Annotated in this window: 14 protein-coding genes; 3 read left to right on the top strand and 11 right to left on the bottom strand. The window is 72.5% G+C overall.

Annotated features, from left to right (window positions below; genetic code table 11):
* From PIJ49_RS15615 to PIJ49_RS15575, 9 genes are all read right to left on the bottom strand, one after another.
* On the bottom strand, positions 1–1,677 hold a 1,677-nt coding region (locus PIJ49_RS15615), incomplete at its 3' end, for an MDR family MFS transporter (RefSeq protein ID WP_271827024.1).
* Entirely contained in the window at positions 1,674–2,297 is a 624-nt protein-coding gene (locus PIJ49_RS15610; protein ID WP_235426427.1) for a TetR/AcrR family transcriptional regulator, read from the bottom strand. The genes PIJ49_RS15615 and PIJ49_RS15610, both read right to left, overlap by 4 nt.
* Positions 2,298–2,344: 47 nt before the next feature.
* Entirely contained in the window at positions 2,345–2,827 is a 483-nt protein-coding gene (locus tag PIJ49_RS15605) for a GNAT family N-acetyltransferase (RefSeq protein WP_235426426.1), read from the bottom strand.
* A 33-nt stretch (positions 2,828–2,860) separates the two neighbouring features.
* Positions 2,861–3,541, bottom strand: a complete 681-nt coding sequence (locus tag PIJ49_RS15600; protein ID WP_066651668.1) for an HAD family hydrolase — start codon at positions 3,539–3,541, stop codon at positions 2,861–2,863.
* Positions 3,542–3,589: 48 nt separating this feature from the next.
* On the bottom strand, positions 3,590–4,231 hold the full coding sequence (locus PIJ49_RS15595; RefSeq protein WP_066651667.1) for an MBL fold metallo-hydrolase: 642 nt from the start codon (positions 4,229–4,231) through the stop codon (positions 3,590–3,592).
* A 54-nt stretch (positions 4,232–4,285) separates the two neighbouring features.
* Positions 4,286–4,711: a MarR family winged helix-turn-helix transcriptional regulator gene (locus PIJ49_RS15590; protein ID WP_209684316.1), complete on the bottom strand. Its 426-nt coding sequence runs from the start codon at positions 4,709–4,711 to the stop codon at positions 4,286–4,288.
* Between the two features lie 79 nt (positions 4,712–4,790).
* On the bottom strand, positions 4,791–5,363 hold the full coding sequence (locus PIJ49_RS15585; protein WP_209684318.1) for a DUF3618 domain-containing protein: 573 nt from the start codon (positions 5,361–5,363) through the stop codon (positions 4,791–4,793).
* A complete protein-coding gene (locus PIJ49_RS15580) occupies positions 5,360–5,803 on the bottom strand; it encodes a phage holin family protein (RefSeq protein ID WP_066651661.1) in 444 nt (147 codons plus the stop codon). The genes PIJ49_RS15585 and PIJ49_RS15580 overlap by 4 nt, the downstream gene beginning before the upstream one ends.
* The gene (locus PIJ49_RS15575) at positions 5,800–6,687 is read right to left on the bottom strand and encodes a hypothetical protein (RefSeq protein ID WP_251159973.1); all 888 of its coding nucleotides are present in this window, start codon (positions 6,685–6,687) and stop codon (positions 5,800–5,802) included. Before PIJ49_RS15575 ends, PIJ49_RS15580 begins: the two co-directional genes overlap by 4 nt.
* A 199-nt stretch (positions 6,688–6,886) precedes the next feature.
* On the opposite strand from PIJ49_RS15575, the gene PIJ49_RS15570 reads away from it, so the two are divergent.
* The gene (locus PIJ49_RS15570; RefSeq protein WP_271827022.1) at positions 6,887–7,651 is read left to right on the top strand and encodes a glycosyltransferase family 2 protein; all 765 of its coding nucleotides are present in this window, start codon (positions 6,887–6,889) and stop codon (positions 7,649–7,651) included.
* Between the two features lie 83 nt (positions 7,652–7,734).
* Positions 7,735–8,439 (top strand): hypothetical protein, encoded by a 705-nt coding sequence (locus PIJ49_RS15565; RefSeq protein ID WP_271827021.1) that lies wholly within the window; start codon positions 7,735–7,737, stop codon positions 8,437–8,439.
* Here PIJ49_RS15565 and PIJ49_RS15560 read toward each other — a convergent pair.
* Positions 8,422–9,030: a helix-turn-helix domain-containing protein gene (locus PIJ49_RS15560; RefSeq protein ID WP_271827020.1), complete on the bottom strand. Its 609-nt coding sequence runs from the start codon at positions 9,028–9,030 to the stop codon at positions 8,422–8,424. The genes PIJ49_RS15565 and PIJ49_RS15560 overlap by 18 nt on opposite strands.
* 66 nt (positions 9,031–9,096) lie before the next feature.
* On the opposite strand from PIJ49_RS15560, the gene PIJ49_RS15555 reads away from it, so the two are divergent.
* Positions 9,097–10,086 (top strand): NAD(P)/FAD-dependent oxidoreductase, encoded by a 990-nt coding sequence (locus PIJ49_RS15555; protein ID WP_271827019.1) that lies wholly within the window; start codon positions 9,097–9,099, stop codon positions 10,084–10,086.
* On the opposite strand, the gene PIJ49_RS15550 is transcribed toward PIJ49_RS15555, so the two are convergent.
* Entirely contained in the window at positions 10,071–10,739 is a 669-nt protein-coding gene (locus tag PIJ49_RS15550; RefSeq protein ID WP_271827018.1) for a pentapeptide repeat-containing protein, read from the bottom strand. The genes PIJ49_RS15555 and PIJ49_RS15550 overlap by 16 nt on opposite strands.
* Positions 10,740–10,742: the final 3 nt, after the last annotated feature.

Here is a 10,742-nt window from a genome sequence, read left to right as displayed (position 1 = left end):
CTCCGACGCCCGGCCGGGCGACGGAGCCGCGGCCGCCCCGGCCGTCCCGGGCGTCCCGGCCCGCTGCGCACGCTCGAGCTCGTCCGCCTCGGCGCCGCCGACCGCCTCGCCACGCGCGACCATGCCGGCCGTGTCCGACAGGCGGATCTGCGGCAGGAACAGTGCGAGCAGGAACGCGATCGCGATGAACGGCAGCAGGTACCAGAACACGGGCGCGAGCGAGTCGGCGTACGCGTTCACGATGCCGTCCTGCACCGCCTCGGGCAGCTTCGCGACGGTGGCCGGGTCGATGCTGCCCGCCGAGGACGCCGCGTCGGTGGCGGACCCGCCTGCCGAGGTGAAGACGTCGGTCAGCGCGCTCGTCAGCCGTGCCGTGAACAGCGCGCCGAAGACGGCGGTGCCCAGTGATGCGCCGACCTCGCGGAAGTAGTTGTTCGTCGACGTCGCGGTCCCCACCTGCTCCGCGGGCACGGCGTTCTGCGCGACGAGGACGACCACCTGCATGATGAGCCCGAGCCCCGCGCCGAACACGAACAGGTAGGCGCAGATGAGCCAGATCGGGGTGTCCGCGGCGAGCTGCGTCATGGCGAGCATGGCCAGCGCCACGAGCACCGTGCCGACGATCGGGAACGCCCGGTAGCGGCCGGTCTTGGTGATGAGGTTGCCGGACGCGATCGAGGTACCGATGAGGCCGACCATCATCGGCAGCATGAGCAGGCCGGACACCGCGGCCGAGGTACCCGACGCCATCTGCAGGAACGTCGGGACGAACCCGATCGCGGCGAACATGCCGATGCCGAGCACGAGGCCGATGCCCGTCGCGAGCAGGAACGTGCGGTTGCGGAAGAACGACATCGGCAGCACCGGGTCCTCGACGCGCGACTCGACGAGCACGAGCAGCGCGGCCGAGACGACGAGTCCGGCGAACCAGGCCCACGTCTCGGGGGCGTCCCAGCCGTGGTCCCTGCTGCCGCCGAACTCGGAGAAGAACACGAGGCAGGTGGTCGCGGCGGACATGAGCACGACGCCGAGCACGTCGATCCGCTTCTCGGCCTTCTTCGTCGGCAGGGTCAGCGCGAACCAGGCGACGAAGAACGCCGCGATGCCGACCGGGATGTTGATGTAGAACGCCCAGTTCCAGGTGAGGTGGTCGACGAAGAACCCGCCGAGCAGCGGGCCGCCGATCGCCGACAGGCCGAAGATCGCGCCGAGCGGGCCGAGGTACTTGCCGCGCTCCGAGGCGGGGACGATGTCGGCGATGATCGCCTGCGACAGGATCATCAGGCCACCGCCGCCCAGGCCCTGCATCGCGCGGAAGACGACGAGCTGCGTGAAGTCGCCGGCGAAGGCGCAGCCGGCGGACGCGATCGTGAACAGGGCGATCGCGACGAGGAACAGGTTGCGGCGCCCGAGGACGTCGCCGAACTTGCCGTAGATCGGCATCACGATGGTCGATGCGAGCAGGTAGCCGGTGGTGAGCCAGGCCTGGTGCGCGACGCCGCCGAGTTCACCCACGATGGTGGGCATCGCCGTCGACACGATCGTCTGGTCGAGGCTCGACAGGAGCATGCCGGCGATGAGGGCGGAGAAGATGATCCAGATGCGTCGCTGCGTCAGCAGCAGCGGTCCGTCGGATCCGGGTCGGGCACGCTTCGTGCCCTGCGCGGTGGCGCTCATGCGGTGTGGTCCTGTCCGGTGGTGGTGATGGCCGCCCTGAGCTGGCGGAGGTTGTCGGTGAGCAGCGCGTCGAACGACGGCCCGGTCGACTCGTCGAAGGCGTCGTCGAAGTAGGTGCCGGCGGTGACCTTGAGCAGGCCCGCGGCCGCCTCGGCGACCAGCTGGGCCCGTCGATCGTCCGGGTCGGTCCACCCGAAGCGCTCCCGCACGGCCTGTCCGACCGCGGCGAGCTGGACGTCCGCGGCCGCCAGGAACTTCGCGACCATCAGCGGCTCGGCGTCGAACACCCGACGGACCAGGGCCTCGTCGGCGCGGTCGAGCCCGACGACGTGCATCTGCTCGATCGCGAGCGCGACGATCGACCCGAGCGGGTCGAGGTCCGTCGGCACGAGCGAGCCGTCGGCGTACGCCGCGAGCAGTTCCGACATCGCGCCCTGCTCGATGCCGAGCACGGCGTCGTCCTTCGACGCGAAGTGGTTGAAGAACGTGCGCCGGGAGACGCCGACCGTCTCGCAGAGCTGCTCGATGGTGAAGCCGTGCAGACCGTGCTCGATCGTGGCCCGGCGTGCCTCGACGACCATGCGTCGGCGCAGCGTGCGGGTGCGTTCGGTGGGGCTCACCGAGCAAGAATTGCACTCTGATGCTGAGAGTGCAACAGGAGGACGGGTTACAGCGCCTTCGCGAAGCAGAACGACCAGGGCATGGTCGCGGCGTACGGCTCGTAGACGTCGATCTGCTGCCACCCCGTCTTGCGGTACAGCGCGACGGCCTCGGGCTGCTTGTCGCCGGTCTGCAGGATCACGCGGGACACGCCCTGCTCGCGTGCGACCTGCTCGCCCTCGGTGAGCAGCGCGGTGGCGGCGCCCTTGCCGCGGGCGGCGGCGAGGACGATCAGGCGCTTCAGCTCGACCTCGTCGCCGAGGTGCCGGACGGCGATGTGCCCGAGGGCGGAACCGTCCTCGTCGATCGCGAGCAACGAGGTGATCACGGTCGCCGGGTCGACGGCCAGCACACGGTTCCGCTCGGCGGTGACGGCCGGGTCCTCGTCTGCGTGCCCGTCACCGTAGCGCTCGTGCATCTCGTCGTCCATGGTGGCGCGGAGGGCAACTCCACGAGGGTCGTCCCAGGCAACGCGCTCGATCGTGATCACGATCGTCCATCCTCGCACGCACCGGGGCGGGACTCAGGCCAGCGCGGCGATCGGCCCCTCGCCCGCCCGGAACGCGGCGAGCACGGCGGCTGCGTCGTCGTACACGGCCGCGGCTCCCGCTCCACGGAGTTCGTCGCCGCCGATCCCGCCGGTCATGACACCGACGCAGGGCAGCCCGACCTTCCCCGACGACTCGACGTCCCACATGGCGTCACCGACCATCACCGCGCGATCCGCAGCGACGCCGACCTTGTCGAGCGCGACCTGGATGATCCCGGGGTCCGGCTTCGCCTGCTCGACGTCCTCCGAGCTCGTCTCGGCCGTCACCCACGCGGACGCGTCGAGCAGCTCGCGCAGCACCGACAGCTCCGACTCGGGCGCACTCGTCGCCAGCACGACCGCGTGGCCGGCGTCGGCGACCGCCTCGAGCAGTTCCCGCGCCCCGGGCAGCAGCCGCAGCTGCGGCATGTGCTCCGAGTAGTAGGCGGTGTGGAACTGCTTCGCGGTGTCACGGACCTCGTCGGAGGCGTCGGGCAGCAGCTCCTCGAGCAGGCGCCCGGAGTCCATGCCGATCGCGCGGTGGATCCGCCACGCGTCGACGGACTCGCCGGCGGCGCGGAACGCTCGCCACCATGCGTCGACGTGCGCGTAGTTCGAGTCGGCGAGGGTGCCGTCGATGTCGAACAGGACGGCGGTCGAGGGAGCATCAGGCATCCACCCAGCCTGCTCCCACGACCACCGGTTCGACCCAGGGTCGCGCGATCAGACCTCGATCGACGAACCGACGGGCAGGATCGACGCCGGGACGCCACCGAGGCCCTCGGTGCCGAACATCCGGACGTTCATCTCCTGACCACCCTCGCTGAGGAGCAGCTCGTGGATCTGCACCACGTGCTCCGGTGCGACCGCGCGGACGTAGTCGACACCTTCGCCGGTCTTCGCCCACGGCCCGCTCGTCGGGACGAGCAGGGTCCGGACCGGGACGTCCGGCACGAGGTAGGCGTCGCCCGGGTGGAAGACGGCGTCGTTCACCAGGTAGCCCACGTTCGCGATGGTGGGGATGTCGCGGTGGATGACCGCGTGCTCCTCCCCGAAGACCCGGGCACGGAAGGGCCCGACCTCGACCGTGTCGCCCGCGGCGACCGCGCGGACGCGGCCGTCGTGGTCGCCGAGCTGCTCGACGACCGACGCCGGACCGTGGACGACGACGTCGGCGCTGCGCTCCAGACCCGCACGGATCGCGTCGACGGCGAAGTGGTCGGCGTGCTCGTGCGTGACGAGGACGACCGTGGCCCCGGCGACGAGGTCGGCGGACTCGGGCGTGAACGAGCCCGGGTCGATGACGAGCGAGGCGCCGTCCTGCTCGAGGACGACGGTGGCGTGGTTGTACTTCGTCAGCTGCATGTCGCCAACTGTACAACACTGTTGTACAAATGGGACCGGTTGTCGGAGGGACCCTCAGTCAGCCCGGCGCGCCAGACGCTCGAGGATGTCGGGCAACCGGGCGAGGAGCGCGCGCTCGTCGTCGTCGAGCTCCGCACGCACGGCCGTCGCGAGCCAGTCCGCGCGCCCGTCCATGTCCCGCTGCAGCGCGGCGCGGCCGGCATCGGTGATGCGGATCACCGACGCCCGTCGGTCCGTCTCGGACACGGTCCGCTCGACGTACTCCTGGCTCGTCAGCTCCGCAACGGTCCGGGACTGTCCCTGGTGCTTCACGCCGCGTCGCCGGGCGAGCTCCGCGATCGTCATCGGCCCCTCGCGTCCGAGGAACCCCAGCGTCGTCGAGTGCGCCGGCGGCAGGCTGTCGCCCTCGCGCCGGGCCGCCCGCACGACGCGGCCGATCGACTGGCGCAACTCGGCGGCGAGTTCGTCGATCGGGTCCATGGGCCCCGACGCTACCGCGGAACGGACGGGAGGCCCGTGGCGGCGTCGCCACGGGCCTCCCGTCCGTCACGGGGTGACGTCAGCTGCTGCGCACGTCGTCCGCAGCACCCTTCGCGTGCTCCTGGACGTCGGACGCGGCGCCCTGCGCCTCGTCCTTGACGGTCTGCGCGGCATCCTGCGCGGTCCCCTTGAGGTCCTGCGCGTGCTCCTTCGCCACGTCGCCCAGCTGCGAACCGACGTCCTTCGCCTGGGACTTGACGTCCTCGACGAGGGGTGCCGCCTTGTCCTTGAGCTCACCGGCGAGCTGCTCCTCCTTGTCGGACGTCGGGATGAGCGACGAGGCGAGCCACCCGGCGCCGAACGCGATGAGCCCGACCGCGAGCGGGTTGCCCTTGGCCTTCTGGACGCCCTCGTGCGCGACGTCCTTCGCCCGGTCGGTCGCACCCGAGGCAGACCCCGAGACGCTCGAGCCGGCGGAGTGCGCCGAGCCCATCACCGAGTCGCGGACGCCCTGGAAACGGTTCTTCACCCGGTCGGTCTGGCGGTGCGCGATCGAGGACGGGTTGACCTTGTCGGCCAGGGCGTCGACGTCGGACCCGAGGGCACCGCGGGTGCGCTCGATGTCGGCACGGATCTCTTCTGGGGTGCTCATGGCTTCCTCCCGGTGTTCGGCTTCAGTGCTTCGGGGACTTCCTTGACGGTCTCGACCGTCTGCGGGGCGCCCTGGATCTCCTTGATCTCCTTGCGCCCCCGGACGGCGAGGATCGCGGCGACGATCGCGTAGACCACGGCGATCACGACGGCGGACCACGCGTTGCCGATGAGGTACCCGAGACCCCACCACGCGGCGATCGACAGGAACAACAGGGCGAACAGGGCGGTGAGCCCGGCGCCGCCGAACATGCCGCCGGCCTTGCCCGCCTTCTTGGCGGACTCGGTGAGCTCCGCCTTGGCGAGGGCGACCTCCTGGCGGAACAGCGACGACAGGTCCTTGGACACGTCGGTCAGCAGTTCGCCCAGGGGCGTCGTGGCGGCGCGTTCCTCGGGCGTCGGCTCACCGAGCGGGGTCGCGCCCGGGACCGTGTGGCTCATACGCCGCTCCCCGTGCCGGTCGAGGTCTCGCCGGCCTCCTTCTCGTGCTTGACCTCGGTGGCGAGGGCCTTCGTCAGGCGTCCGGCGAGGATGCCGGCGCCCGCGGCGAGCGCGATGAACGTGCCGGGACGCTTCGCGGCGAAGGACTTCACCTCGTCGAGGAGCGAGCCGGGGTCGCGGTTCTCGAGGTACCCGGCTGCGGAGCCCGCGCGGTTCGACAGGTCGCGGACGACCTTCGCGGCGATGCCCTGCTCGTCGTCCTTGTCGGCCATGCGGCCGAGCTGCTCGCCGAGGCTGCGGAGCCCTCCGGCGGCGCGCTCCTGCTGCCCGGCCGCCTGCTCCTTGAGCGTGTCGGAGGCCTGGGAGTAGAGCTGCTTGGCGTGGTCGGTCGCCTCGGAGGCGACGTTCGACGCCTGCTCCTTCGCGGTGCCGGCCACGTCCGCGGCCTTGTCCTTCGCGTCACCGGCGACGTCCTGCGCGGCACCCTTGGCTGCGTCGGCCTTGCCGCCGTCGCTGCTGCTGCCGCCGCCGGCGCCGGCACCGGTGCTCGTGGCGGTGGCCCCGCCGACGGGCGGGACGGAGCCGGTGGAGGTGCCCGTGCCCGTGCTCGTCGTCGTGGAGTCGTGCAGCGGTGCCGACGCGCCGGCGGCGGACGGCGTCGCCGGGAGCTGCTCGTCGGCGGGCAGCGCGTCGAGCGGCTCGACGTCGTCGAAGCCGTCGGGCCGGAGGACGTCGTCGAAGTCGCGGTCGGTGTCGCGCGGCGCGGGGACGCCGGTGCCGAAGGAGGGCACCGTCACGCCCGGGTGCACCTCGTGTCCCTCGGCAGCCGCGGTGCGGTCGTGGATGGGCGTCCCGGAGTCGTTCCCGGGTGGGTTCGTGGTCATGGTCGGCCTTCCGGTTCGGTCGCGGCGGGTACGGCACCCGTCGCGCTGGCCCCGACCGTGCGCGACCGGCGCTGCGTTGCAGCACAGGAACGTCGATCTGCGCGGTCGGTCCGTCCACGGAACGCGGAGGGGCTGCCGTGGTCGACCGCGGCAGCGGGGCCGACGGTCCGCCCAGCGCGCCTCCGGCAGGATCGGCAGGGTGCCGCAGGTCTCCGTCGTCGTCCCCGTGCTCGACGATGCCGAGCACCTCGCACGCTGCCTGGACGCGCTGGCCGCGCAGACGCACCCCGTGCACGAGGTCCTCGTCGTCGACAACGGCAGCACCGACGACAGCGTCGAGGTCGCCCGGGCCGCGGGCGCGACCGTGTTGCACGAACCGGTGCGCGGCATCGCCTCGGCCTCGGCTCGTGGGTACGACCGCGCCTCGGGGGACGTCATCGCGCGGCTCGACGCCGACTCGGTGCCGCCGCCGGGATGGATTGCCGAGTCGGTGCGCCTGCTCGAACGGCCGGGCGTCGTGGCGGTCACCGGCCCCGGTCGACCGCGCGAGGGCGGCCGGGTCCTGCGCCGCCTGTGGGACGGGCTCTACATGGGTCCGTACTTCGTGCTGATGTGGTCGGCGCTCGGACGTCCTCCGCTGTTCGGCTCGGCGATGGCGATGCATCGTGCCACGTGGCTCGCGGCCCGTTGCCGGGCACACCGTGACGACCCGGAGGTGCACGACGACGTCGACCTCTCGATGCAGCTCGACCCCGCGTGGCACGTGGTGGCCGCCCGGTCGCTCACCGTCGAGGTGTCGGCGCGGCCGTTGTCCGGTGCGGCCTCCGTCGCGCGGCGGACCCGGCGCGCGTTCCACACCTTCCGGGTCAACGGCCGGCGGGCGAACCCGGTGCGGCGGTGGGCGCGACGGGGCCGCGTGGCGCTCCGGGACCGGGTCACCGCTCGCTGGACGCTCCGGCGCTGACCGGCGCACCGAGCGGCGTCGACGACTACCGTCGGCAGCACGAGGTCGGGTGGACACCTGACGACGCACCCGGGGGCGGAACGATGCGGCACACACGCACCACGACGCTGCTCGCCACGATCGGACTCGGGGTGGGCCTCGCGCTCACCCTGTCAGGGTGCACCGGCGCCGGCGGTGACGGCGCCACCCCGACCGCGAGCACGTCCTCGTCGTCGACGACGTCGGGTGCGCCGACCCCGACCGACGGCGCCACCCCGGCACGGACGCCCGGCTCCGGGGCGACGCACACGTCGTCACCGCCGTCGAGCACCGCACCGGCCGCCGCGACGGGCACGGTGCCGGAGACGTGCGACGACCTCGTGACACCGGGCGCGTTCGAGTACACCGACGAGGCAGCCCTGAACGACCCCGCCGTCGTCGGTGACCTCGAGGTCCCCCGCACCGCACTGACCCCGGCACGGCAGTCGAGCGGGCAACGGTTGTACTGCGTCTGGCGTGACCCCGAGGCCGACCTCACGAACCTCACCATCCAGGTCGAGAACGTCGTCCCGTCGCGTGCCACGGAGGCGCTCCGCGGACTGTCCGGCTTCGACTGCGCGTCCGTCGACGACGGGCTCCGGTGCCAGAAGGTCACGCAGAACCCGCAGTACCCCGTGACCGACGGCGACACCTACTTCACCCGCGGCGACATCGGCATCCGCATCGCCCAGTCGAACGTGCCGACGGACGGGCTCCTCGAGGACGTCGTCGGGCACGTGTTCGGCTGCGCCTCAGCCCGCCGGCCGTGACCGCACGTGGGCCCGCTCCCCCTGCGGCCCGTACAGGCAGAGCACCTCGGTGACCTCGTCCGTGGTGTTGCCGATCCAGTGCGGGGTGTGCGTGTCGAACTCGACGACCTCGCCCGGCCCGAGGTCGAAGTCGCGGTCGCCGAGCAGCAGGCGCAGGCGTCCCGACAGCACGTAGAGCCACTCGTAGCCCTCGTGCGTCTTCAGGCTCCGGTCGCCGTTCGCCGGCATCGGCGGGATGAGCTGCTTGAACGACCGCACGCCCCCGGTGCGCTTCGTCAGCGGGATCACCACGCGACCGCCGTGCCGCTCGGGCTGCAGGTGGACGCGTGGGTCGCCGGTCTGCGGTGCGCCGACGAGGTCGTCGAGCGGCACCTGGTACGCCCGGGCGAGGGGCAGCAGCAGCTCGAGGGTCGGTCGACGCTGCCCCGACTCGAGCCGCGAGAGCGTCGACACCGAGATGCCGGTCTCCGCGGCGAGCGCCGCGAGCGTGACCTGTCGTCGCTCCCGCAGCGACCGCAGCCGCGGGCCGACCGCGTCGACGACCTGCGCCGTCGTCGGTGGGGTGATCCGTTCCTCCCGGCCGTGCACCATGCCGCCATGTTGCCACACCGGCAAGATTCGTTGCCGTTGTCGCCGACCACTGTCCATGATGCGGTCATGCGTGATCACTACGACGTCATCGTCATCGGCGGCTCGGCCGCCGGCCTGTCCGCCGCACTCATCACGGGGCGGTCGCGCCGTTCCGTCCTCGTCGTCGATGCGGGTGAGCCCCGGAACGCGCCCGCCGAGGGCGCCCACAACTACCTCGGGCGCGAGGGCGTCGCACCCGCGGAGCTGACCCGGATCGGCCGTGAGGAGGTCGCCGCGTACGGCGTCGAGGTCGCGGCCGGGAGGGTCGTGGCCACGTCCGCCACCGAGGGCACCGGTGTCGACCCCGTCGGCTTCTCGGTCACCCTCGACTCCGGAGCGGTCGTCACGTCGCGCCGGCTGGTCGTCGCCTCCGGCGCCGTCGACGTGCTGCCGGACGTCCCCGGCCTCGCCGAGCAGTGGGGACGCGGCGTCGTGCACTGCCCGTTCTGCCACGGGTGGGAGGTCCGCGACGGCCGCATCGGTGTCCTCGTCACCACACCGAACGGTGCGCACCACGCCCAGATGTTCCGCGCGCTGAGCGACCGGGTCACGGCGTTCGTCACGGACCCCGCACTGGTCGACGACACCGCGCTCGCCGGTCTCCGGGCCCGCGGCGTCGAGGTGGTCGAGGCGTCGATCACGCGGGTCCGCTCCTCGGACGGCGTCCTGACCGGTGTCGAGCTCGACTCCGGGGAGGTCGTCGGGCTCGACGCGCTCGCGGCGTCGAGCACGGCGGAGCCACGCGTCGGGTTCCTCGAGTGGCTCGGGCTGCACGCGGAGGACGTCGTCGTGAACGGCTTCCGGTTCGGCGGTGGGCTCACCGTCGACGCGGTCGGCCAGACGGGCGTCCGCGGGGTGTACGCCGCGGGCAACGTCACGTCACCGATGGCCACCGTCATCGCGTCGGCGGCTGCGGGGACCCAGGCCGGTGCCGCGGTGCACGGCGACCTCGTCCAGGCCGACATCGCGGCGGCGCTGGCCGCCGACGCGGAGCCCGCCGGTCACTCCACGCGGTAGCCGGCCTGCGCTGCCAGGAGCGGCGCGAGGGCGAACAGCTGGTCGGTGCCGATCGTCGCCCCGCGGAGGCCCTCGAGCCGCTCCACCCGGTCGAGGTCGGCGTCGCGCAGGTCCACGTGCTCGATGCGGGTGCCCGAGCCCTCCACGGAGCGGATCCGGGTGCCGGGGAAGGCCACGCGCAGCAGCCGGGCGTCGGCGACGTCGAGCTCGTCGACCACGCAGTCGCGGAACACGACGTCGGTGAGCGTCGAGCCGCGCAGGTTGACGAACCCGAGCTTCATGCCGACGAACTCGACCCCGTTCAGCGTCGCGTCGTACAGCTCGGCGGAGCCGACCCGGCCACCGGCGACCCGGACCTCGCGCCAGGCGCTGCTCGAGGCGCGGAACACCGGCGCGTCGAGCGTCTCGACCACCGAGTCGCGGATGCGCAGTCCGCGCAGGTCGGTGCCGTCCGCCCGGAGCGTGTCGACCACGCACTCCTCGAGCTCGAGGTCGGGCAGGCGCTCGCCCGCGAGGTCGAGCACGTCGATGCGCCTGCCGTCGATCCGGTCCCCGGTCAGGACGTCACCGGGCGCCGGTGCCCAGTCGTCGAGATCCCGCGGTTCGATCGGGGTGATCCGTGGGGCGGCGGTACCGGTCGCGGAGCGTGCCATGCG

The organism is Curtobacterium uvaldense (genome assembly GCF_028307415.1).
GTDB lineage: Bacteria > Actinomycetota > Actinomycetes > Actinomycetales > Microbacteriaceae > Curtobacterium.
This window is presented reverse-complemented; position numbering and strand designations above follow the sequence as displayed.